17 protein-coding genes and 1 pseudogene are annotated in these 22,802 nt (G+C 72.8%); 6 read left to right on the forward strand and 12 right to left on the reverse strand.

Going from position 1 to position 22,802, the window contains the following annotated elements; all coding sequences use genetic code 11:
- Positions 1-72: 72 nt before the first annotated feature.
- The 3 genes from OG361_RS18320 to OG361_RS18330 form a co-directional block, all read right to left on the reverse strand.
- The gene (locus OG361_RS18320; RefSeq protein WP_405854878.1) at positions 73-2,391 is read right to left on the reverse strand and encodes a sodium-translocating pyrophosphatase; all 2,319 of its coding nucleotides are present in this window, start codon (positions 2,389-2,391) and stop codon (positions 73-75) included.
- Between the two features lie 267 nt (positions 2,392-2,658).
- Positions 2,659-3,117, reverse strand: coding sequence for an ATP-binding protein (locus OG361_RS18325; protein ID WP_189508294.1), 459 nt, complete (start codon positions 3,115-3,117; stop codon positions 2,659-2,661).
- Positions 3,118-3,131: 14 nt separating this feature from the next.
- Positions 3,132-3,485, reverse strand: coding sequence for an STAS domain-containing protein (locus OG361_RS18330; protein WP_015034520.1), 354 nt, complete (start codon positions 3,483-3,485; stop codon positions 3,132-3,134).
- A gap of 80 nt (positions 3,486-3,565) precedes the next feature.
- Between OG361_RS18330 and OG361_RS18335 the strand changes: the two genes are divergently transcribed.
- Positions 3,566-6,118 carry a DEAD/DEAH box helicase gene (locus OG361_RS18335; protein WP_405854881.1) on the forward strand — a complete coding sequence of 851 codons (2,553 nt, stop codon included), beginning with the start codon at positions 3,566-3,568 and terminating at the stop codon, positions 6,116-6,118.
- A gap of 31 nt (positions 6,119-6,149) precedes the next feature.
- Here OG361_RS18335 and OG361_RS18340 read toward each other — a convergent pair.
- The 7 genes and pseudogenes from OG361_RS18340 to ssd form a co-directional block, all read right to left on the reverse strand.
- Positions 6,150-6,488 (reverse strand): annotated as a pseudogene (locus OG361_RS18340) (Rv3654c family TadE-like protein); the annotation flags it as partial.
- On the reverse strand, positions 6,485-6,874 hold the full coding sequence (locus OG361_RS18345) for a TadE family type IV pilus minor pilin (RefSeq protein WP_405854883.1): 390 nt from the start codon (positions 6,872-6,874) through the stop codon (positions 6,485-6,487). The pseudogene OG361_RS18340 and the gene OG361_RS18345, both read right to left, overlap by 4 nt.
- Positions 6,861-7,115 carry a DUF4244 domain-containing protein gene (locus OG361_RS18350; RefSeq protein WP_405854885.1) on the reverse strand — a complete coding sequence of 85 codons (255 nt, stop codon included), beginning with the start codon at positions 7,113-7,115 and terminating at the stop codon, positions 6,861-6,863. The genes OG361_RS18345 and OG361_RS18350 overlap by 14 nt, the downstream gene beginning before the upstream one ends.
- A gap of 32 nt (positions 7,116-7,147) precedes the next feature.
- Positions 7,148-7,990, reverse strand: a complete 843-nt coding sequence (locus tag OG361_RS18355; protein ID WP_405854887.1) for a type II secretion system F family protein — start codon at positions 7,988-7,990, stop codon at positions 7,148-7,150.
- Entirely contained in the window at positions 7,987-8,856 is an 870-nt protein-coding gene (locus OG361_RS18360; RefSeq protein ID WP_405862320.1) for a type II secretion system F family protein, read from the reverse strand. The genes OG361_RS18355 and OG361_RS18360 overlap by 4 nt, the downstream gene beginning before the upstream one ends.
- A gap of 47 nt (positions 8,857-8,903) precedes the next feature.
- Positions 8,904-10,097 (reverse strand): TadA family conjugal transfer-associated ATPase, encoded by a 1,194-nt coding sequence (locus tag OG361_RS18365; RefSeq protein WP_405854889.1) that lies wholly within the window; start codon positions 10,095-10,097, stop codon positions 8,904-8,906.
- Positions 10,094-11,197, reverse strand: a complete 1,104-nt coding sequence (ssd, locus tag OG361_RS18370) for a septum site-determining protein Ssd (RefSeq protein ID WP_405854891.1) — start codon at positions 11,195-11,197, stop codon at positions 10,094-10,096. The genes OG361_RS18365 and ssd overlap by 4 nt, the downstream gene beginning before the upstream one ends.
- A 451-nt stretch (positions 11,198-11,648) precedes the next feature.
- Between ssd and OG361_RS18375 the strand changes: the two genes are divergently transcribed.
- Entirely contained in the window at positions 11,649-12,512 is an 864-nt protein-coding gene (locus tag OG361_RS18375; protein WP_405854893.1) for an HAD family hydrolase, read from the forward strand.
- 383 nt (positions 12,513-12,895) lie between these two features.
- Here OG361_RS18375 and OG361_RS18380 read toward each other — a convergent pair whose 3' ends face one another.
- Complete coding sequence (locus OG361_RS18380) at positions 12,896-13,714, reverse strand: oxidoreductase (RefSeq protein ID WP_405854895.1); 819 nt, start codon at positions 13,712-13,714, stop codon at positions 12,896-12,898.
- A gap of 102 nt (positions 13,715-13,816) precedes the next feature.
- Between OG361_RS18380 and OG361_RS18385 the strand changes: the two genes are divergently transcribed.
- Positions 13,817-14,803 carry an ATP-binding protein gene (locus OG361_RS18385; protein WP_405854896.1) on the forward strand — a complete coding sequence of 329 codons (987 nt, stop codon included), beginning with the start codon at positions 13,817-13,819 and terminating at the stop codon, positions 14,801-14,803.
- Here the strand turns inward: OG361_RS18385 and OG361_RS18390 are convergent.
- Positions 14,781-16,118 (reverse strand): hypothetical protein, encoded by a 1,338-nt coding sequence (locus OG361_RS18390; protein WP_405854898.1) that lies wholly within the window; start codon positions 16,116-16,118, stop codon positions 14,781-14,783. The genes OG361_RS18385 and OG361_RS18390 overlap by 23 nt on opposite strands.
- Positions 16,119-16,430: 312 nt before the next feature.
- Between OG361_RS18390 and OG361_RS18395 the strand changes: the two genes are divergently transcribed.
- The 3 genes from OG361_RS18395 to nhaA all read left to right on the forward strand — a co-directional run bounded on the left by OG361_RS18395 (position 16,431) and on the right by nhaA (position 22,753).
- Complete coding sequence (locus OG361_RS18395; RefSeq protein ID WP_405854900.1) at positions 16,431-18,812, forward strand: bifunctional SulP family inorganic anion transporter/carbonic anhydrase; 2,382 nt, start codon at positions 16,431-16,433, stop codon at positions 18,810-18,812.
- Between the two features lie 320 nt (positions 18,813-19,132).
- A complete protein-coding gene (gene acs, locus OG361_RS18400) occupies positions 19,133-21,112 on the forward strand; it encodes an acetate--CoA ligase (protein WP_405854902.1) in 1,980 nt (659 codons plus the stop codon).
- A 234-nt stretch (positions 21,113-21,346) separates the two neighbouring features.
- Positions 21,347-22,753: a Na+/H+ antiporter NhaA gene (nhaA, locus tag OG361_RS18405; protein ID WP_405854904.1), complete on the forward strand. Its 1,407-nt coding sequence runs from the start codon at positions 21,347-21,349 to the stop codon at positions 22,751-22,753.
- The last annotated feature ends 49 nt before the right edge of the window (positions 22,754-22,802 follow it).

Here is a 22,802-nt window from a genome sequence, read left to right on the forward strand (position 1 = left end):
TTGCAGTCGTATGACCCAAGGGAGAGATCGCCTCGAACACCTCCGGTGCCGAGGAATGAGACGGACGACACGTCAGGAGACGGTCACCGAACGCCGCTTGGAGACCCGGACCGCGGCGACGAGGACGAGCACCGCGAGCGCAGCGACCCCCGCCCTCACCCAGTCGTTGGCGTCGTCCCCGTATCCGAACTGCACGACCGCGGGGGCGATCAGCAGCGCGACCAGGTTCATCACCTTCAGGAGGGGGTTGATCGCCGGTCCCGCCGTGTCCTTGAACGGGTCGCCGACCGTGTCCCCGATGACGGTCGCCGCGTGCGCGTCGCTGCCCTTGCCGCCGTGGTTGCCGTCCTCGACGAGCTTCTTCGCGTTGTCCCAGGCGCCACCGGAGTTGGCGAGGAAGACCGCCATCAGGGCGCCCGTGCCGATCGCCCCGGCGAGGTACGAGCCGAGCGGGCCGACGCCGAGCGCGAAGCCGACCGCGATCGGGGCCGTCACGGCGAGCAGCCCGGGCGTGGCGAGTTCGCGCAGCGCGTCCTTGGTGCAGATGTCGACGACCCGCCCGTACTCCGGCTTCTCGGCGTACTTCATGATCCCGGGGTGCTCGCGGAACTGCCGCCGCACCTCGTACACCACCGAACCGGCCGACCGGGACACCGCGTTGATCGCGAGCCCGGAGAAGAGGAAGACGACGGACGCGCCGAGGATCAGCCCGAAGAGGTTGTTGGGCTGCGAGATGTCCATCGAGAGCGTCAGCGCGTCCGCCTTCCCGCCGATCTCGCCTGCCTCGGCGACCGCGGTCGCGATGGCGTCCCGGTACGAGCCGAAGAGCGCCGCGGCCGCGAGGACCGCGGTGGCGATGGCGATGCCTTTGGTGATGGCCTTCGTCGTGTTGCCGACGGCGTCGAGGTCGGTGAGGACCTGCGCGCCCGCGCCCCGCACGTCCCCGGACATCTCCGCGATGCCCTGCGCGTTGTCGGCGACCGGCCCGAAGGTGTCCATGGCGATGATCACACCGACGGTGGTGAGCAGGCCCGTCCCGGCGAGGGCGACCGCGAAGAGCGCCAGCATGATCGAGGCGCCGCCGAGCAGGAACGCCCCGTAGACGGCGAGCCCGATCAGCAGGGCCGTGTAGACGGCGGACTCCAGGCCGAGGGCGACCCCGGCGAGGACGACGGTGGCGGGTCCCGTGAGCGAGGACCTGCCGATGTCCCGGACGGGCCGCCGGCCGGTCTCGGTGAAGTAGCCGGTGAGCTGCTGGATGAGCGCGGCGAGGACGATGCCGATGGCGACCGCGACCAGGGCGAGGACCCGCGGATCGCCGCCGTGGTCGCTGATCCCGGGCTCGGTGACGCCTTCCAGCTCGGCGTACGAGGACGGCAGGTACGTGAAGGCGGCGACGGCGACCAGCACGAGCGAGATCGTCGCCGAGAGGAAGAAGCCTCGGTTGATCGCGCTCATCCCACTGCGGTCGGCGTGCCGCGGGGCGACCGCGAAGATGCCGATCACCGCGGTGACCACGCCGATGGCCGGCACGATCAGCGGGAACGCGAGGCCGTCGTCGCCGAAGGCGGCCATGCCGAGGATGAGCGCGGCGACGAGCGTCACCGCGTACGACTCGAAGAGGTCGGCCGCCATGCCCGCGCAGTCGCCGACGTTGTCGCCCACGTTGTCGGCGATGGTGGCGGCATTGCGCGGATCGTCCTCCGGAATGCCCTGCTCGACCTTGCCGACCAGGTCGGCGCCGACATCGGCGGCCTTGGTGAAGATGCCGCCGCCCACCCGCATGAACATCGCGATGAGCGCGGCGCCGAGACCGAAACCCTCCAGGACCTTCGGCGCGTCGGCGGCGTAGACGAGGACGACGCAGGAGGCGCCGAGCAGCCCGAGACCGACGGTGAACATGCCGACGACCCCGCCCGTACGGAAGGCGATCCGCATGGCCCGGTGGGCGACCTCGGTGAGGCCCTTCTCCGGTTCGCCGGGCGCCGGGGTGGCCTCCCTGGCCGCCGCCGCGACCCGTACGTTGGCCCGTACGGCGAGGCGCATGCCGACGTACCCGGTGACCGCCGAGAAGAGCGCCCCGACCAGGAAGAACAGGGACCGTCCCGCGCGCTGCGACCAGTCGTCGGCGGGCAGCAGCAACAGCAGGAAGAACACGGCGACCGCGAAGACGGCGAGGGTACGCAGCTGCCGCGCGAGATAGGCGTTGGCGCCCTCCTGGATGGCGGCGGCGATCTCCTTCATCTTCTCGGTGCCCTCGCCGGCCGCGAGCACCTGACGGACGAGGAGCTGCGCGACGACCAGCGCGGCGAGGGCGACGGCCGCGACGACGACCACGATCGTCCGGTTCCCGCTCGTGAGCACCGCCGCGGCGAGCGAAGTGGGGTCCATGGAGACGGATCATAGGGAGACGAACCGGAACAAACGGGGACCCCGCAGAGCCACCGCGCGGATGCACCAATCCGGCCGGGCGACCCGGTCGACCCGGGCGTGGCGCAATCGGCCGGGCGTGGCGTCGCGGCCGGGGCGGTCGGCACGGGCCGGGCCGGGCGTGGCGCACGGGCCGGGGCGTCCGGCACCGGCCGTGGGGGAAAAACGAGGAGAGGCCCTGCTGTGGGCAGGGCCTCTCCTCGTCGCGCGTGTGACGGTCGGGCGAGGTCAGGACAGGACGTCCGCCGGGCTGGTCGGCCAGCTCATACGGATGGTGCCGCCGTCCTCGCCGGCGCTCACCTCGAAGTCGTCGACGAGCCCGCGGATCACCGCGAGACCCATCTCGTCCTCGCCGTCGGCGTCGTCGAAGTCGTCGGCCGGGGCCGAGGACCGCGCGCCGGGCACACCGGCGGCATCAGCCGCCGCCACGCCCGCACCCGGCACCTCGTCTCCGACCTCGATGGAGAACGCCTTCTCCTCCTCGGTCAGCACGACCCTGATGGGGGTAGTGACGCCGTTGCTGCGATGCAGCCCGACCGCACGGGAACAGGCCTCACCGACGGCGAGACGCACCTCGTCGAGGACCGCCTCGTCCACCCCGGCCCTGCGGGCGACCGCGGCCGCCACCAGGCGGGCCGTACGGACGTGCTCGGGCTGAGCGCTGAATCGGAGTTCAACGGTGGCCATGCGATCCCTCCGGGTCAGTCGACCGCGTTGACGGCCTCGTCGACCGACGTGTGGATCGGGAACACCTTGGTGAGTCCCGTGATCCGGAAGATCTTCAGAATGCGCTCCTGGTTGCAGACCAGACGCAGCGAGCCCTCGTGCGCGCGAACGCGCTTCAGACCACCGACGAGCACACCCAGGCCGGTGGAGTCGAGGAAGTCCACGCCCTCCATGTCGACAACCAGGTGGTAGCTGCCGTCGTTCACCAACTCGACCAACTGCTCGCGCAGCTTGGGCGCGGTATACACATCAATCTCGCCACCGACCTCGACGACCGTACGGTCGCCACCAGCGCCGGACACATTGCGAGTCGACAGGGACAGGTCCACGGATCCTCCAGCACCTTGCTATCGGGCGATCGCCCCCTCGGGCCTCCCAGGCGGAGCCAGGGAACTGATCGCCAGCCGCGATGGCATTCAATCACTTACCAGCAGCCATGCACGACGCCTTGGGAGCATTGTCCGTCATGGCAGTGACACACTCGGTGCCGATGGCCAAGAATCACCGCCCCAGTCGTCCAGCCGGGGACATGGGCAGTCGCCCCTCTCCCGGCGTGGTCCTCGACCGGCTCTCCGCAGGCGAGAGTCGGGCCGCGCGCATCACTCATATGGAGCACATGCCCGCCAGGGAGGGCCGCCATGCCGTCTGGCCGCATCGCATCCGTCCGGAGGTGATCAGCGCGATCCAGGCGGCCGGGATCGAGCACCCCTGGGCCCATCAGGCGGAGGCCGCCGAGCACGCCCTCGACGGCGATTCCGTGGTGATCGCCACCGGCACCGCCTCGGGCAAGTCGCTCGCCTACCTCACCCCGGTCCTGACGACCCTCCTGGACGGCGCCGAGGCCCCCAACGGTCGCGGGGCCACCGCCCTCTACCTCTCGCCCACCAAGGCCCTCGCAGCGGACCAGCGGCGCGCCGTCCGGGAGCTGGCCGGCCCGCTCGGCACCCGGATCCGCCCCGCCGTCTACGACGGCGACACGCCGGTCGAGGAGCGCGAGTGGGTCCGCCAGTACGCGAACTACGTGCTGACCAATCCCGACATGCTGCACCGGGGCATACTCCCCTCCCACCCCAGGTGGTCCTCCTTCCTGCGCGCCCTGCGCTACGTCGTGATCGACGAGTGCCACACCTACCGGGGCGTCTTCGGCTCCCACGTCGCCCAGGTGATCCGCCGCCTGCGCCGCATCTGCGCCCGGTACGGCTCCGAACCCGTCTTCCTCCTCGCCTCGGCCACCTCCGCCGAACCCGCCGTGGCGGCCGGCCGCCTCACCGGGCTGCCGGTCATCGAGATCTCCGACGACGCCTCCCCGCGCGGCGAACTGGTGTTCGCCCTGTGGGAGCCGCCGCTCACCGAGCTGCACGGCGAGCGCGGCGCGCCCGTGCGCCGCACCGCCACCGCCGAGACCGCCGACCTGCTGACCGACCTGACCCGGCAGGGCGTGCGCTCGGTCGCCTTCGTCCGCTCCCGGCGCGGCGCCGAACTGATCGCGGTGATCGCCCAGGAACGGCTCGCCGAGACCGACCGCGCCCTGGCCCGCCGGGTCGCCGCCTACCGGGGCGGCTACCTGCCCGAGGAGCGCCGGGCCCTGGAACGCGCCCTGCACTCCGGCGAGCTCCTCGGCCTGGCCGCCACGACCGCCCTGGAGCTGGGCGTGGACGTCTCGGGCCTGGACGCCGTCCTGATCGCCGGCTACCCGGGCACCCGGGCCTCCCTGTGGCAGCAGGCGGGCCGCGCCGGCCGTTCCGGCGAGGGCGCCCTGGCGATCCTGGTCGCCCGGGACGACCCGCTGGACACCTTCCTGGTCCACCACCCGGAGGCGATCTTCGAACAGCCGGTCGAGTCGACCGTCCTCGACCCCGACAACCCCTACGTCCTCGCCCCCCATCTGTGCGCCGCCGCGGCGGAGCTCCCGCTCACCGAACCGGACCTGGCCCTCTTCGGCCCGGCCGTCCCCGACCTGCTGCCCCAGCTGGAGGGCGCCGGACTCCTGCGCCGCCGGTCCACCGGCTGGTACTGGACCCGCCGCGAGCGGGCGGCCGACCTCACCGACATCCGGGGCGGCGGAGGCAGCCCCGTCCGGATCGTGGAGGCCGGCACCGGCCGGCTGCTCGGCACGGTCGACGAGGCCGCCTCCCACACCGCCGTCCACGAGGGCGCCGTCCACCTCCACCAGGGCCGCACCTATCTGGTGCGGGAGCTCGACCTCAAGGACTCCGTGGCCCTCGTGGAGGAGGCCGTCCCGCCGTACTCCACCACCGCCCGCGACACCACCTCCGTCTCCGTCCTCGAAACCGACACCGAGATCCCCTGGGGAGCCGGCCGCCTCTGCTACGGCTCCGTCGAGGTCACCAACCAGGTCGTCTCCTTCCTGCGCCGCCGTCTGATCACCGGCGAGGTGCTCGGCGAGACCAAGCTCGACCTGCCGCCCCGCACGCTGCGCACCCGGGCCGTGTGGTGGACGGTCACCGAGGACCAGCTCGACGCCGCCCGGATCAACCCGGAGATCCTCGGGGGCGCCCTGCACGCCGCCGAGCACGCCTCCATCGGCATGCTGCCGCTCTTCGCCACCTGCGACCGCTGGGACATCGGCGGCGTCTCCGTCCCGCTCCACCCCGACACGCTGCTGCCCACCGTCTTCGTGTACGACGGCCACCCGGGCGGCGCGGGCTTCGCCGAGCGGGCCTTCCACACGGCCCGGGCCTGGCTCACCGCGACCCGCGAGGCCATCGCCTCATGCGAGTGCGAGGCCGGCTGCCCCTCCTGCGTCCAGTCCCCGAAGTGCGGCAACGGCAACGATCCGCTGCACAAGCGGGGCGCGGTGCGCCTCCTCACGGAACTGCTGCGGGAAGCCCCGGAACCGCCCCCCACGGAGCCGCCGCCGGAGCCACCGCCCGGGAAGGAAGACCCTGGGGAGGAAGGCCCTGGGGAGGAAGCGCCCGCGCAGGACCCGCCCTCGACCTGACCTCCGGCCGGTACGGCCCACGCACCACCCGGGCGGTCACCTCGGCGAGCTCACCCCGCACGGCGCACCGCAGCAGCTCGGTGCCCTGCGCCGCGGCCACGCGCCCGGCGGCGGCGCACGCCTCGGCCTCGCCCCGCAGGGCCCGGTCGGCGGCGGCGAGGGCGGCCAGATCCGCCGCCCCGCCGGCCCTGTGCCGGGCCGCCACCGCCTGCCCGAGCGCGAGCACCGCCCCGAACACCACACACAGCACACAGGCCGCGAACGCCGTCCACACGGTCGCCGACCCCCGATCGGCCCAGCCGGCCCGGCCACCGGCCCCACCAGCCCCACCGGCCCGGTCAGCCCGGTCAGCCCGGCGACCCGCCGTCACGGCGGACCTCCGAAGGCCGGGCCCCCGCCCGCCGCACCTCCCGCACCCACCTCGTCCTCCGCGAGGGCCGCCGCGCCCGCCCGCAAGGTCAGTCCCATGCCCCGGGGGCCCGGGGCCGCCACCTCCACCGTCACCCGCCACAGCTCCCCCGACCGCGTCACCGACACCCGGGCACCCTCGGGTGCGGCCGCCCGGGCGGCCCCCTCGGCGGCGGCGACCGGCTCGGAGCGGGCCGCCGCCCTGGCCCCCGCCCGCGCCGCGTCCACGCACCGGATCTGCGCGGCGGCCGCGGCCAGCGCCCAGAGCAGGGTCACCGTGAACAGGGCGAGGACGGGCAGGACCATCGCCGCCTCCACGGTCACGAACCCCCGGTCAGAACGGCGCATCGAGGGCCTTACCGATCATCGATTCGAGTGCTCCCGAGACGGTCCCGCTCGTCACGATCTTGTAGAGCACCGCGGCGAAGGCCGCCGCGGCGATCGTCCCCACCGCGTACTCGGACGTCGTCATCCCCGCGTCGGACCGCGCGGCCTGTCGCCGAGCCCGCCACCACCCCCTCACCGAACCGTTCACCGAACTCCTCACCGAACGCTCCGCCGAACGGGTCACCGTCGCCTTGTCCGTCATGTCGATCTCCTTCTCTCGTCTTGCTGTCGCGTTCATCGGTCCATCAGTCCCGCCGCCAGCCCGATCACCACGGGTGCCACTCCCACCGCCAGGAAGGCGGGCAGGAAGCAGAGCCCCACGGGCGCGCTGATCAGCACCTGCGCCCGGCGTGCCCGGGCCTCGGCCGTACGGGCCCGGGCCGCCCGCAGGCCGGCCGCGTGCCGGGCCACGGCCTCCGCGGCGGGCGCGCCCGAGGAACCGGCCCGTTCCATGCACCGGGCCAGCCCCTCGGCACCCGGTATCGCCCCGAACCTCCGCCACACCTCGGTCGGTTCACCACCGAGCCGCAGCTCGGCCGCCGTCCGGGTCAGGCGCTCGCCCAGCGGCCCACCGAGCGACCGGCCCACCGCCTCCGCCGCCGCGCCGGGCCCCGCCCCCGCCGAGGCGCAGGCCGCCAACAGATCCGCCGCGAGCGGAAGGTGCCGCGCCGCCTCCTCGCCCCCGGTCGCCGCGGACGGCCGTCTCCCGGACCGCCTCCATCGCGCCCCGCAGGCCACCAGGACCCCCGCGCACAGGCCTCCGAGCCCGCCGAGCAGCGCCCAGCCGACGAGCCCCACCACGAGCGGCACCGCCCACCGCCTCACCCACGGCGGCCACCCGGCCCCGGACTTCCCGGACAGGGACTTCCCGGACAGGGGCTTGCGAGAGAGAGGCTTCCGGGAGAGAGGCTTCCGGGGCGGAGGCCTCCCCGTCCATGAATCGGGTGTCACCAGCAGGCTCCCCACCCGTCGTCGCATCCCGCGCGCCCGCCGCCCGCGCACCACTTCCCGAGCGACCTGTGCGCACAGCACCAGCGACAGCACCAGGAGCGCCGCGATCCGCGCAGTCCCCGTCATGCCCGCTCGCCTCCCCTGACGATCCGCGCGGCCCACCACAGCCCGGCCGCCTCCAGAGCCCCGCCCACCACCAGACACGCCAGGCCCGCCGGCGTGTGCAGCAGCACCCGCAGAGGATCGGCGCCCAGCGCCGTCCCGAGGGCGAGTCCGGCCAGCGGGAGCACCGCGAGGACCGTCACCGTCGCCCAGGCACCGGCCAGTTCGGCCCGTAGCCGCTCCCGCTGCTCGTGGTGGCCCCGCAGGGCCGCCTCCAGCCGGTCGAGCCCGGCCGCCAGACCCGCACCGCCGTCCACGGCCACCTGCCAGCAGGCGGCCAGGCCCGCGAGGCCGTCGGCGCCGTCCTGCCGCGCGGCCCTCCGCAGCGCCTCCGGCACGTCCCCGCCGAAGCGGGCCGCCGCGAGCACCACCGCCTCCTCGTCGCCGAGCGCGCCCGTCTGCCGGGCCGCGAAGGTCAGCGCCTGCACGGGCTGCCAACCGGCCCTCAGCTCACCGGAGACCGCCCCGCACAGGGCCACCACCCGCTCGGCCCGCGCGTCCCGCTCCTTGCGCCGCGCGCCCGCCCGCAGCCGCCGCCCCACCAACGGCACCGCGACCGCCCCCGCCAGCAGCGGCAACGGCGAGCCGCCCAGCAGCGCGACCACCCCCGACACCGGCAGGCACAGCCAGGCGCGCCGCCCCCGCACCAGCGCCCACCAGCGCGCGGCCACGGCCCGTCGCACCGCGCCGCCACCCCGCTCACCGGGCCCACCCGGGAGGACACCCGCGAGCACCGCCCTTGCCCGGCCCGCCCCGCGCCGCCGCTCGGCCGCCCACCACAGGACGAGCCCCGCGCAGAGCACCGCCGCCCCCTGGGCCGCTCCCCGCACCGACGCCGGCTCCACCGACGCCACGAGCGCCGACACCAGTTCCCCCGTCACCACGCCCCGCCCCCGATCAGCGACCGCAGTCGCTCCCAGCCCCGCTCCCGCTCGAATCCCGCCGCGCCCCACCGCAGAGCGGGCACCGTCCGCACGAGCCCGTCCCGATCCCGCTCCAGGACATGGACCTCGGCGATCCGCCGCCGCCCGTCCCGGTCCCGCACGAGATGGAGCACCACGGACAGCCCGGCGCCCAACTGGCTGTGCAGGGCCGCCCTGTCGAGCCCGGCCGCCGTCCCGAGTGCCTCCAGACGGGCCGGTACGTCCGCCGCGGTATTGGCATGGACCGTTCCACAGCCTCCTTCGTGACCCGTGTTGAGAGCGGCGAGCAGGTCCACGGCCTCGCCACCCCTGACCTCACCGACGACCAGCCGGTCGGGCCGCATCCGCAGCGCCTGGCGGACCAGGTCCCGCAGGGTCACGAGCCCTGCGCCCTCCTGGTTCGCGGGCCGCGCCTCGAGGCGCACCACGTGCGGATGGTCCGGCCGCAGCTCCGCCGAGTCCTCGGCGAGCACGATCCGCTCCCGCTCCCCCACCAGTCCCAGCAGGGAGGCGAGCAGGGTGGTCTTGCCCGTCCCCGTGCCGCCGCTGACGAGGTACGACACCCGGGCGTCGATCAGCGCCCGCAGGACGCGGGCGCCGCCCGGCGGCACGGTGCCCGCGTCGGCGAGCTCCTCCAGGGAGAAGGCGCGCGGGCGCACCACCCGTAGCGACAGGCAGGTCGAGCCGACGGCCACCGGCGGCAGCACCGCGTGCATCCGGGTGCCGTCGGGCAGCCGGGCGTCCACCCAGGGCCGGGCGTCGTCGAGCCTGCGTCCCGCGACCGCCGCGAGCCGCTGCGCGAGCCTGCGCACGGCGGTCGCGTCGGGGAAGGACACCGGGGCCCTTTCGAGGCCGGCGCCCCGGTCCACCCACACCCGGTCGGGCGCCGAGACCAGGACGTCGGTGACCGCCGGATCGGCGAGCAGCGGCTCCAGTGGCCCGGTGCCGATCAGCTCGCACCTCAGTTCCTCCGCGGCACCGAGGACTTCCGCGTCGCCCAGCAGCCTCCCCTGGGCCCGCAGCGCCGCCGCCACCCGCGCCGGAGTGGGCTCGGCGCCGCTCGCCGCGAGCCGCTGCCGCACGGCGTCGAGCAGCCCCGTGCCCCCGGCCCCGAACCCGCCGCCGCCCGCGACCACGGCCCCGGTCATGTCGCACCGCCGGGGACGAGTGCGCGCTCCCAGAAGGCGGCGCAGAACCGGCCGAGCGCACCACGGGGCTCCGCACCGGGCGGCACGCCCGCGTCCTGGTCGGCGACGATCCCCGGGTCGTAGGGGAGTTCACCGACCAGCGGCAGCCGCAGCGCGTCGGCGACCCACCGCTCGTCGAGCCCCGCCGCGTACGGGCCGCGCACCACGGCCCGCAGGTCGCGCACGACCGCGCCGAGGACAGAGGCCACCCGATGGGCGGCCGCGACGGCCCTCAACTCCCCCGGGACGACCAGCAGTCCGAGGTCGAGCTGGGCCAGGGCCTCGGCGGCCGCGTCATCGGTTCCGCGCGGCAGGTCGACCACGACGATCCCGCCGCGCCGCCGGGCCGCGGCGAGCACGGACCGCACGGCCTCGGCCGGTGCCGGCGGGGCAGGCTCCCTGCCCCAGCTGAGCACCCGCACCCCGCGCACCGCGGGCAGGGACTCCTCCAGGGCGCCGCCGGCCAGCCGACCCTTCGAGGCGGCGAAGTCGGGCCAGCGTCTGCCCTCCTCCCGCTCGCCACCGAGCAGCACGTCCAGCCCGCCGCCCAGCGGGTCGCCGTCGACGAGCAGGGTGCGCCGCCCGGTCCGCGCGGCGGCCAGCGCCAGGCCGCAGGCCAGGGTGGAGGCGCCCGCACCGCCGCGACCGCCGACGACCCCGACGGTCAGCGCCTGACGCCCCACGCCCTCGGCCGCGTCGGCGATGCGGTCGACGAGGAGGCTCTCGGCCTCCGGCAGCCTCAGCACGCACTCCGCGCCGACCTCGACGGCCCGCCGCCAGACCCCCGGATCGTCCTGCTCGCGGCCGACGAGGACCACCCCCGACCTACGGGCCGCTCCCCGGCAGCGGGCCGCTGCGTCGTCGCCGACCAGGACGAGCGGCGGGTCCGTCCAGCCCGCCCGCCGCTCCGGCACGCGGTGGTACACCTCGGGCTCGGCTCCGGCCGCCGCACACAGGCGGAGGAGGTCGTCGAGGAGTCCGAGGTCCTCGGTGACGATCAGCGGGCCGGCGCGGCGCAGCTCGTCCGCACCCGTTCCCCCGGAAGTCCTTGATGCCTCCACGGCACACACCCCTCTCGTGATTCCTGCCGTCCGCGAACTTCGCGACAGGAATCACCGTGGGGCCGTACCGAAAATCTTGGGGATCTTGCTGAAAAACTGTGGATAACCAGGGTCCTGTGAATATCCGCACCACCCCTCCGAGGGCTCTCCGGAACGCAGTCTGCCGGTTACTCTGAGTGATGAATCGAGTGCTCGACGGCAGACCGGCCGGAGCGCGGCCGCAGCGTACGGAGAGAGGATCGAGCGATGACACGGAGGGCGAAAACGGCTCCGGACATGCGACGACCCCCGCCGGGGGGGAGAGCGGGGGTCGTCTTTCCGGCCGACTCGGGGGGGGGAGGAGCCGGACCGGGTTAGCACGGTCGCGAACGATCCGTGACTTCCATGGTGTACCCGAGAGCCTTCTCAGGCAAACCCACGCGCCCCAGCGTACGCCGAATGGCGGGCACCTATGCTCAGGCTTGTGGAAAACCACTCCTTGCCGCGCACAGCCGCCTTCTTTGACCTGGACAAGACGGTCATTGCGAAGTCCTCGACGCTGACCTTCAGCAAGTCCTTCTACCGGGGCGGGCTGATCAGCCGCCGTGCCGCCCTGCGGACGGCCTACATCCAGTTCGTGTTCCTGGTCGGCGGAGCCGATCACGACCAGATGGAGCGGATGCGTGAGTATCTTTCCGCGCTCTGCAAAGGCTGGAACGTCGCCCAGGTCAAGGAGCTCGTCGCCGAGACCCTGCACGATCTGATCGACCCGATCATCTACGACGAGGCCGCCTCCCTCATCGAGGAACACCACGCCGCCGGCCGCGACGTCGTGATCGTCTCCACGTCCGGGGCCGAGGTGGTCGAGCCGATCGGCGAGATGCTCGGAGCCGACCGTGTCGTCGCCACCCGGATGGTGGTCGGCGAGGACGGCTGCTTCACCGGCGAGGTGGAGTACTACGCCTACGGGCCGACGAAGGCCGAGGCCGTCCGGGAACTCGCGGCGTCGGAGGGGTACGACCTCTCCCGCTGCTACGCCTACAGCGATTCGGCGACCGACATCCCCATGCTGGAGGCCGTCGGCCACCCGTACGCGGTCAACCCCGACCGGACGCTGCGCCGCGAGGCCGTCGCCCGGGAATGGCCGGTTCTCTCCTTCGAGAAGCCGGTCCGCCTGAAGCAGCGGCTGCCCGGGCTCCGGATGCCGCCCCGTCCCGCGCTCGTCGCGGCGGCGGCCGTGGGCGCGGCGGCGGCGGCAGGGCTCGTCTGGTACGCCTCCCGGCGCCGCCAGGCCGCGCTCGTCCATCGGGCCGCCGGTGACTTTGCCCGAATTTGAGCGATGAGCAAAGAAGCGGAGCCAGCACTTTCGCTTCCACTCCGACAGGAGTAGAAAGGAATCAGGCCCGCGAGACCGAGGACATCCGAGAGGATCACCTGTTGAGCATGAAGGCCCCACGGACCTAGCACAGAAACCGAGCACCCACGCGACGTCGACCCGTCGATTACGGGCCAGCCGCACCAGGCCAAGGGCAAAGTTCCCGGCCTGATGGGCACTTATCGAGGACGCATGGTAACTGGGTAGACGTGCCAGCGGCGGTACCAGACCTGGTGCCGCCGCAACCCATTTCCGGGCTTCCCCGCCCCGATCCGCTCAGCCGGATCCCGGGATCCGGCTCAAGCAGCGCCGGCTCAAGCAGCGCCGTCTCAAGCAATGCCGTCTCAGGCAGCGCCGCGCTGGAGCGCCTCGCAGACGGCCGTCGACTCCCGGACCCCCAGCTCGACCGAGCGCCCGCAGTGCGCGATCCAGGCGCCCACGCCCTCCGGGGTGCCGGACAGATATCCCTCGAACGCGGCCAGGTACGCCGCCCGCCCCTGCTCGGCGTGGCCGACCTCCGCGGGGCAGATCGCCTTGGGGTCGAGGCCGCTGCCGACCAGCGCGATCCGCTCGGCCGCCCGCGCGACCAGGCCGTTGTACGAGGTGAAGGGGCGCAGCGCGAGCAGCTCGCCGTGCACCACCGCGGCCGTCACGAGCGCCGGGGCCTCGCCGCCGGCGACGATCAGCTCCGCGAGGCCGTCGAGACGGCCGGCGACCTCGGAGGGCGTCGGCACCAGAGCCTCGATCAGCGGCTCGTCGACCGTCTCGCCGTCCAGCCGGGGCCGCCCCACCGATTCGCCCGGGTCACCTGCGGCGACCAGGTGGAGCCGGGCGAGCACCCGCATCGGCGACTGGCGCCAGATGGAGAGCAGCTGTCCGGCCTCGGCGCCCAGGCGCAGGGCCGCACCGACCGTGCGGGCCTCGGCGTCGGCGCTGAAGTCGGTGCGGCGGCGGACCTCTTCCAGGGCCCAGTCGGCACCGGACAGGGCGGCCGAACCGCGCGCCCCGCGCAGCGCCGCCTCGGAGGAGATCTCGTTGCTGCGGCGCCGCATCACACGGTGGCCGTAGACCCGGTCGACGGCCTTGCGTACGGAGTCCACCGCATCGGCGACGCCCGGCAGGGAGCCGAGGGCGGCCAAGGGGTCAGAGGCGTGCGTACTCATAAGTAGGGAGGCTACGCGCCCCGGGGGCCCGCCCCACGATGGAGTGGTCTTCTTCACGCACCTTGACCACGTGCCGCATCCGTGCCACTACCCTAGGTGAACATGAAGATCGCTTTCGTGGGGAAGGGCGGCAGCGGCAAGACCACGCTGTCCTCGCTTTTCATCCGCCACCTCGCCGCCACCGAGTACCCGGTCGTCGCCGTCGACGCCGACATCAACCAGCACCTGGGCGCCGCGCTCGGACTGCCCGAGACCGAGGCCGCCGCGCTGCCCGCGATGGGCGCGCACCTGCCGCTCATCAAGGAGTACCTGCGGGGCTCCAACCCGCGGATCGTCGCCGCCGACACGATGATCAAGACGACCCCGCCCGGGGAGGGTTCGCGCCTGCTGCGGGTCCGCGAGGACAACCCGGTGTACGAGGCCTGCGCGCGCACGGTCCGGCTCGACGACGGCGACATCCGGCTGATGGCGACCGGCCCCTTCACGGAGTCGGACCTCGGGGTGTCCTGCTACCACTCGAAGGTCGGCGCGGTGGAGCTCTGCCTGAACCACCTGGTCGACGGGGTCGACGAGTACGTGGTCGTCGACATGACGGCCGGTTCGGACTCCTTCGCCTCCGGCCTCTTCACCCGCTTCGACATGACCTTCCTGGTCGCCGAGCCGACCCGCAAGGGCGTCTCGGTCTACCGCCAGTACAAGGAGTACGCGCGGGACTTCGGCGTCGCGCTCAAGGTCGTCGGGAACAAGGTGCAGGGCCAGGACGACCTCGACTTCCTGCGCGCGGAGGTCGGCGAGGACCTGCTCGTGACGGTGGGCCACTCGGACTGGGTCCGCGCGATGGAGAAGGGCCGCCCGCCCCGCTTCGAGCTCCTGGAGGCGGAGAACCGCATGTCGCTCCAGGCCCTCCAGGACGCGGCCGACGACTCGTACGCCCACCGCGACTGGGAGCGCTACACGCGCCAGATGGTCCACTTCCACCTGCGCAACGCGGAGAGCTGGGGCAACGCGAAAACGGGGGCCGACCTGGCGGCGCAGGTCGACCCCGGGTTCGTGCTGTCCGAAGGGCTCAGCGCCGTTCAGCCTGCTTGACGCCGGTCGCCGGGTCGCCCGCGGGGGCGGGCGGCCGGGCGGCGGCCAGGAAGGTCTGCCAGCCGTCCTGCGGGGCCTCGCCGACCTTCAGGGTGCGCATCCTGGCGATGACGTCGGGGTCCTGGGCGTCGAGCCAGTCGGCGAGCTGCCGGAAGGACACGCACTTCACGTCCTTCTGGACGCAGACCGTCGCGATGGTCTCCTCGATGGCGCGCATGTACGTGCCGCCGTTCCAGGACTCGAAGTGGTTGCCGATGATCAGCGGCGCGCGGTTGCCCCGGTAGGAGCGCTCGAAGGCCTGCACCAGGCCGTCCCGCATCTGGTCGCCCCAGTACCGGTGCTGGGACGGGTCGCCCTGGGTCGTGCCGGGCGACTGGTTGACCAGGAAGTTGTAGTCCATGGCGAGCGTCTGGAAGGCGCGGCCCGGGACCGGCACGAGCTGCATCGACAGGTCCCAGAGGCCCAGGTCCTTCTTGGGCCAGATCTGGTCGTTGACGCCGCTCGTGTCGTAGCGGAAGCCCATCTGCGCGGCCGCCTGGACGAAGTTCTTCCGCCCCTCGAGACAGGGGGTGCGGGCGCCGACGAGCTCCTTCTCGTAGTCGAAGGGCAGCGGCTGCTCGGCGCGCAGGCCGGCGTTGGACTTCCAGTTCTTGACGAAGGACTTGGCCTGGTTGATCTCGCTCTTCCACTCCTCGACCGACCAGTTGCCGACGCCGCCCTCCTTCCCGCAGAAGTGCCCGTTGAAGTGGGTGCCGATCTCGTTGCCCTCCTGCCACGCCGCGCGCAGTTCGCGGACGGTGGCACGGATGCCGTCGACGTCGTTGAAGCCGATGTCGGAGCGCCCGGGGCTGTGCTGCGGCGGGTCGTAGAGCTCCTTCTTCGCCTCGGGCAGCAGGTAGACGCCGCTGAGGAAGTACGTCATGGCGGCGTCGTACTTCCTGCCGACCGAGCGGAAGTGGGAGAACAGCTTCTGGCTGTCCTCGCCCGCGCCGTCCCACGAGAAGACCACGAACTGCGGCGGCGTCTCCCCCGGCTTGAGGCGCTGCCAGACCGGCTGGTGGGGCTGGGCGCCGGTGAAGGCCGTGGAGCCGTCGCCGATCAGGCGGACCGCGTTCTGCGGAGCCGCGGCCGGGCCCTTCTTGGTGCCCGAGCCGCCCGGCACGCCCTTCGTGGCGTCCGAGCCGCCCGGCACGCCCTTCGTGGCGGCGCCGTCGGATCCCGAGCAGCCGGCGAGGCCGGTGATCAGGGCGACGGCGAGGGCGCCGGCGGCGAGCGCCTTCTTGTGGACTGCGGTCCTTCTCCCGGCGGCTGGCATCCGCCCACCTCTCCCTCAGAGCACACGTTCCGTACGAGCGGCGTCAACGTCGCACCACACGAGCCGGGGAGATGAAACGACAAGCGGCATTCCGTTCGGCTATCACCGGAACCGGTGAATCATTGCCCTGTTTGCCCCGAAAATAATGCCGCAGACTTTACTCTCCATTACGATCCATTTACCGAGCGTTGATCCTTGCCCTCGTGGGGATCCCGCCGGGAATCCCGCCGCTGCACGCCGTGACCCACGGCCGCGACCCCCGCGTTCGTCCCGCACGAGCCGCGATCGCGCCGCCCCGGAGGAGACGGGAACATGACCCTCTGCACCCCTGCCCGCACGACCACCCGACCCCGAACCCAGCGGCCCCACAGCCCGCCCGACGGCCCCCGTCGCTTCCGCGTCGCCGGCGCGGACCTGTCCGCCTCGGTCGCCGTCTTCCTGATCGCGCTGCCACTCTCGCTCGGCATCGCGCTCGCCACCGGAGCCCCGCTCCAGGCCGGCCTGGTCGCCGCCGCCGTCGGTGGCCTCGTCGCCGGCCGGTTCGGCGGCTCCCCGCTCCAGGTGAGCGGCCCCGCCGCCGGTCTCACCGTCGTGACCGCCGAGCTCATCCAGCGGTACGGCTGGCGCACCACCTGTGCCATCACCGTCCTCGCCGGCCTCGCCCAACTCGGCCTGTCCGTCCTGCGGGTGGCCCGCTCCGCCCTCGCCGTCTCGCCCGCGATCGTGCACGGCATGCTGGCCGGCATCGGCGTCACCATCGCCCTCGCCCAGCTCCACATCGTGCTCGGCGGCAATCCGCAGAGCTCCGCCGTGGACAACGTCCTCGGCCTGCCCGCCCAGCTGGCGCACGTCCATCCGGCCGCGCTCGGCATCAGCGCGCTCACCATCGCCGTGCTGCTGGGCTGGCCCCGGCTGCCGGGCCGCGCGGGACGGTTCGCGCGGCGGATCCCGGGCGCGCTCGTGGCGGTGGCCGGAGCGACGGCGATGGCGGCGATCGCCGGGCTCGCCGTGCCCCGCGTCGACCTCCCCTCCTGGAGCAGCCACGCCCTGCCCGGGCTGCCCGAGGGCCCGGTCCTCGGGATCGCGGCCGGCGTGCTCACGATCACCCTGGTCACCAGCGTGCAGTCGCTGCTCTCCGCCGTCGCGGTCGACAAGCTGGTCGCCGGGCGGCCGGACCACGGCCGGGGCATCCCGCGCACCGACCTCGACCGCGAGCTCGCCGGACAGGGCGCGGCCAACGTGGTCTCCGGGGCGCTCGGCGGGCTGCCGGTCGCCGGGGTCGCGGTCCGCAGCGTCGCCAACGTCTCGGCGGGCGCGGTGAGCCGCTCCTCCACGATGCTGCACGGGCTGTGGATCGTGCTCGCGGCCCTGCTGCTCGTCCCCCTGCTCGATCTGATCCCGCTGCCCGCGCTCGCCGCCCTCGTCATGGTGGTCGGCATCCAGATGGTCAGCATCACCCACATCCGTACGGTGACCCGGCACCGCGAGGTCGTCGTCTACGCGGTGACGCTGACCGGCGTCGTCCTCGTCGGCATCCTGGAGGGCGTCGCCCTCGGCATCGCCGTGGCCATCGCCGTCGCCCTGCACCGACTCGCCCGCACCCGCATCACCCGCGAGGAGCGGGACGGGCACCAACTGCTGCACGTCAGGGGCCAGCTGACCTTCCTCGCCGTGCCCCGGCTGAGCCGAGCCCTGCACCAACTGCCCCAGGGAGCACACGTCGTGGTGGAACTCGACGGATCCTTCATGGACCACGCCGCCTTCGAGACGCTGAGCGACTGGACCGCCGGGCACCTCGCCCACGGCGGTACGGTCGAGACGACCGGTCCGTCCGGCGCCCGGATCGCCGAAGCCACCCCCGGCACGGCCGCCGGCCCCGAGGCGCAGACCTGCTGCCGCCCCTGGACCCCGTGGCACAACCACCAGTGCGGGAAGCAGCCGGCCGACGGGCCCGGCGAGGCCGCCGAGCCCGAGGAGACCCGGCGGACGTCGGGGCTGCACCTGGCCAGCGGTATCGGCAAGTTCCAGCGGAACACCGCCCCGCTCGTACGGGACGAGCTCGCCCGGCTCGCCCGCGAGGGCCAGCGTCCCTCGCAGCTCTTCCTGACCTGCGCCGACTCCCGCCTCGTCACGAGCATGATCACCTCCAGCGGCCCGGGCGACCTCTTCACCGTGCGCAACGTCGGCAACCTCGTCCCCCTCCCCGGCGAGGAGAGCGGGGACGACTCGGTGGCGGCGGCGATCGAGTACGCCGTGGACGTGCTGCGGGTCGCGTCGATCACCGTGTGCGGGCACTCCGGCTGCGGCGCGATGCAGGCCCTGCTGGGCAGCGGCCCGGACGATCCGGCGACCCCGGCGACCCCGCTGCGGCGCTGGCTGCGCCACGGCCGGCCGAGTCTGGAGCGGATGGGGAGCCGGCGGCACGCCTGGGCCCGGATCTCCGGACGGCTGCCGGCCGATGCGGTCGAGCAGCTCTGCCTGACCAACGTGGTCCAGCAGCTGGAGCACCTGCGGGCGTACGAGTCGGTGGCGCGCCGACTGGCCGAGGGCAGCCTCACGCTGCACGGCATGTACTTCCACGTGGGCGAGGCGCAGGCGTATCTGCTCGCCGACACGGACGAGGTGCACAGCTACGACGACGTGTTCACCCAGGTCATGCCGACGGACCACCTGGAACCGGCCCGCGCGTCCTGAAACGGGCGCCCCGCTCGTACCCGCGCGTCCTGGGCCGACCGCCCCGCTCCGCACCCGCGCGTCCCGGAACGACCGCCCCCCGCGCGTCCCGAGGGCAATCACGCCATTCCGTCCCCGCGCGTCCTGAACCATCGGCTCCGACCGTCCGTGAGACTGTGTGGCCCCTTCTCCCACCGCTCGGGAAGAAGGGGCCACCGCACGTCAGCCGGCTCACAGGTCTAAACCAATTGCCTGGATGCTCTTGTCACCCGGGCATCTGACTGATGAGCTATGACACGGGACACATCAGCACAGAGGACGCCCTGGGAAAGGGAGATGTCGTGAGCAACGAGAGCCTGGCCAATCTGCTTCGGGAAGAGCGTCGATTTTCGCCGCCCGCCGAGCTGGCCGCGCACGCCAACGTGACGGCGGAGGCGTACGAGCAGGCCAAGGCGGACAGGCTGGGCTTCTGGGCCGAGCAGGCCAAGCGCCTGACCTGGTCCACCGAGCCGACCGAGACCCTCGACTGGTCGAACCCGCCGTTCGCCAAGTGGTTCGCGGACGGCGAGCTGAACGTGGCGTACAACTGCGTCGACCGCCACGTCGAGGCCGGTCACGGCGACCGGGTCGCCATCCACTTCGAGGGCGAGCCGGGCGACAGCCGCGCGATCACCTACGCCGAGCTCAAGGACGAGGTCTCCAAGGCGGCCAACGCCCTGACCGAGCTGGGCGTCCGCAAGGGCGACCGGGTCGCCGTCTACCTGCCGATGATCCCCGAGGCGGCCATCACGATGCTGGCCTGCGCCCGCGTCGGCGCCGCCCACTCGGTGGTCTTCGGCGGCTTCTCGGCCGACGCCGTGGCCTCCCGCATCCAGGACGCCGACGCCAAGCTGGTCGTCACCGCCGACGGCGGTTACCGCCGTGGCAAGCCGAGCGCGCTCAAGCCCGCGATCGACGAGGCCGTCGCCAAGTGCCCGCAGGTCGAGCACGTCCTGGTGGTCCGCCGCACGGGCCAGGACACCGCCTTCACCGAGGGCCGCGACGTGTGGTGGGACGACATCGTCGCCCGCCAGTCCGCCGAGCACACCCCGGAGGCCTTCGAGGCGGAGCACCCGCTCTTCATCCTCTACACCTCCGGTACGACGGGGAAGCCGAAGGGCATCCTGCACACCTCCGGCGGCTACCTCACCCAGGCCGCGTACACGCACCACGCCGTCTTCGACCTGAAGCCGGAGAGCGACGTCTACTGGTGCACCGCCGACATCGGCTGGGTCACCGGACACTCGTACATCGTCTACGGCCCGCTGGCCAACGGCGCGACGCAGGTCATGTACGAGGGCACCCCGGACACCCCGCACCAGGGCCGGTTCTGGGAGATCGTGCAGAAGTACGGCGTCACGATCCTCTACACGGCGCCCACCGCGATCCGCACGTTCATGAAGTGGGGCGACGACATCCCCGCGAAGTTCGACCTGTCCAGCCTCCGCGTGCTGGGCTCGGTCGGCGAGCCGATCAACCCCGAGGCCTGGGTCTGGTACCGCGAGCACATCGGCGCGAACAAGACCCCGATCGTGGACACCTGGTGGCAGACCGAGACCGGCGCGATGATGATCTCGCCGCTGCCGGGCGTCACCGAGACCAAGCCGGGCTCCGCCCAGCGCCCGCTGCCGGGCATCGCCGCGACCGTCGTCGACGACGAGGCCAACGAGGTGCCGAACGGGGGCGGCGGTTACCTGGTCATCACCGAGCCGTGGCCGTCGATGCTCCGCACCATCTGGGGCGACGACCAGCGCTACATCGACACGTACTGGTCCCGCTTCGAGGGCAAGTACTTCGCCGGTGACGGCGCCAAGAAGGACGAGGACGGCGACATCTGGCTGCTCGGCCGGGTCGACGACGTCATGCTCGTCTCGGGCCACAACATCTCGACCACCGAGGTCGAGTCGGCGCTCGTCTCCCACCCGTCCGTGGCCGAGGCGGCCGTCGTCGGCGCCGCCGACGAGACGACCGGTCAGGCCATCGTCGCCTTCGTCATCCTGCGCGGGTCGGCGAGCGAGACGGTGACATCATCCGCTGACGCGGTGGACAACCTCGTCGCCGAGCTGCGCAACCACGTCGGCGCGACCCTCGGCCCGATCGCCAAGCCGAAGCGGGTCCTGCCGGTGGCGGAGCTGCCGAAGACCCGCTCGGGCAAGATCATGCGCCGTCTGCTGCGCGACGTGGCGGAGAACAGGGAGCTGGGCGACGTCACCACCCTGACCGACTCCTCGGTCATGTCGCTCATCCAGACCCAGCTGCCGGCGACGTCCAGCGAGGACTGAGCCCCGGTCGCACGACGGAAAAGCCCGCCCCGAACCACTCTGGGCGGGCTTTTCCGTCTCCTTCTCCGGCGGGACGAAAGGGCCAAACATCCCTAAAGTGAATCCCGCCGGACACAACCCCGCCTCGTTAGGTAAAGTAAGGATCGCGTCAGTGACGCGACAAGAAAACCTAGGTGCGCCGGGAAGTCTGGTCGGCATGTGCTCAGTCCTGCCCACCGACCGGAGGTTTTCCCCGTGGCCGCGCCCGCACCGACCGACCGCGACGACCGCAAGTTCCTCGGCCTGCTCTCCCTGCCCGAGCGGCGGTACCTCGCCGACGCCCTGCGCACCGAGACCGTCGGCGGCGTGCTGCTCCTCGCCGCCGCCGTAGCCGCCCTCATCTGGGCCAACACCCCCGCCGCCGACAGCTACGAGTCCGTACAGGACTTCCACCTGGGCCCCGCCGCCCTCGGCCTCGACCTGTCGATCCAGCACTGGGCGGCCGACGGCCTCCTCGCGATCTTCTTCTTCGTCGCCGGCATCGAGCTCAAGCGCGAGCTCGTCGCGGGCGAGCTGCGCGACCCCAAGGCCGCCGCGCTCCCCGTCATCGCCGCGATCTCCGGCATGGCCGCGCCCGCCCTCGTCTACGTCCTGGTCAACGCCCTCGGCAACGGCTCGATGGACGGCTGGGCCGTGCCCACCGCGACCGACATCGCCTTCGCCCTCGCCGTCCTCGCCGTCATCGGCACCTCACTGCCGTCCGCGCTGCGCGCCTTCCTCCTCACCCTCGCCGTCGTCGACGACCTCTTCGCGATCCTGATCATCGCGGTCTTCTTCACCAGCGACCTGAACTTCGCCGCGCTCGGCGGCGCCGTCGTCGGACTCGTCGTCTTCTGGCTGCTGCTCCGCAAGGACGTCCACGGCTGGTACGTGTACGTCCCGCTGGCCCTCGTCATCTGGGCCCTGATGTACAACAGCGGCGTCCACGCCACCATCGCCGGCGTCGCCATGGGCCTGATGCTGCGCTGCACCACCCGCGAGGGTGAGAAGCACTCCCCCGGCGAGCACATCGAGCACGTCGTACGACCGCTCTCGGCCGGCCTCGCCGTACCGCTGTTCGCGTTCTTCTCGGCCGGTGTCAGCGTCTCCGGCAAGGCGATCGGCGAGGTCTTCACCCAGCCGGTCACCCTCGGCGTCGTCCTCGGTCTCGTCGTCGGCAAGGCGGTCGGCATCTTCGGCGGCACCTGGCTCGCCGCCCGCTTCACCAAGGCGGAGCTCAACCCCGACCTGACCTGGCCGGACGTCTTCGCCGTCGCCTCCCTCGCCGGAATCGGCTTCACCGTCTCGCTGCTCATCGGCGAACTCGCCTTCGCCGGGGACGAGGTCCTCACCGACGAGGTGAAGGCCGCCGTCCTCATCGGCTCCTTCATCGCGGCCGTCCTCGCCTCCGTCCTGCTGAAGCTGCGGGTCCGCAGGTACCAGGTGCTCATCGCCGACGAGGAGCGCGACGACGACCACGACGGCATCCCCGACATCTACGAGCAGGACGACCCGGCGTACCACCTGCGGATGGCGGAGATCTACGAGAAGAAGGCCGCCGAACACAGGGAGCGCGCCCAACCGGCGGGGGCGTCGCGCGACGAGGCCGACCGTCCGGCATGATCTGACTCGGACCGGAGAAAAGACCTCGGACCGCAGAAGAGAAGAGGGA

The organism is Streptomyces sp. NBC_00090 (assembly GCF_045160815.1).
Classification (GTDB): domain Bacteria; phylum Actinomycetota; class Actinomycetes; order Streptomycetales; family Streptomycetaceae; genus Streptomyces.

What these genes read in the sequence shown, in the direction of transcription:
- OG361_RS18380 (WP_405854895.1), bottom strand. Translation starts at nt 13,714, where the DNA reads ATGAGTACGCACGCCTCTGACCCCTTGGCCGCCCTCGGCTCCCTGCCG.
- OG361_RS18375 (WP_405854893.1), top strand. Translation starts at nt 11,649, where the DNA reads ATGCTCAGGCTTGTGGAAAACCACTCCTTGCCGCGCACAGCCGCCTTC.
- OG361_RS18320 (WP_405854878.1), bottom strand. Translation starts at nt 2,391, where the DNA reads ATGGACCCCACTTCGCTCGCCGCGGCGGTGCTCACGAGCGGGAACCGG.
- OG361_RS18385 (WP_405854896.1), top strand. Translation starts at nt 13,817, where the DNA reads ATGAAGATCGCTTTCGTGGGGAAGGGCGGCAGCGGCAAGACCACGCTG.
- OG361_RS18355 (WP_405854887.1), bottom strand. Translation starts at nt 7,990, where the DNA reads ATGACGGGGACTGCGCGGATCGCGGCGCTCCTGGTGCTGTCGCTGGTG.
- OG361_RS18365 (WP_405854889.1), bottom strand. Translation starts at nt 10,097, where the DNA reads ATGACCGGGGCCGTGGTCGCGGGCGGCGGCGGGTTCGGGGCCGGGGGC.
- OG361_RS18335 (WP_405854881.1), top strand. Translation starts at nt 3,566, where the DNA reads ATGGCATTCAATCACTTACCAGCAGCCATGCACGACGCCTTGGGAGCA.
- OG361_RS18350 (WP_405854885.1), bottom strand. Translation starts at nt 7,115, where the DNA reads ATGACGGACAAGGCGACGGTGACCCGTTCGGCGGAGCGTTCGGTGAGG.
- OG361_RS18395 (WP_405854900.1), top strand. Translation starts at nt 16,431, where the DNA reads ATGACCCTCTGCACCCCTGCCCGCACGACCACCCGACCCCGAACCCAG.
- OG361_RS18345 (WP_405854883.1), bottom strand. Translation starts at nt 6,874, where the DNA reads ATGCGCCGTTCTGACCGGGGGTTCGTGACCGTGGAGGCGGCGATGGTC.
- OG361_RS18390 (WP_405854898.1), bottom strand. Translation starts at nt 16,118, where the DNA reads ATGCCAGCCGCCGGGAGAAGGACCGCAGTCCACAAGAAGGCGCTCGCC.
- OG361_RS18325 (WP_189508294.1), bottom strand. Translation starts at nt 3,117, where the DNA reads ATGGCCACCGTTGAACTCCGATTCAGCGCTCAGCCCGAGCACGTCCGT.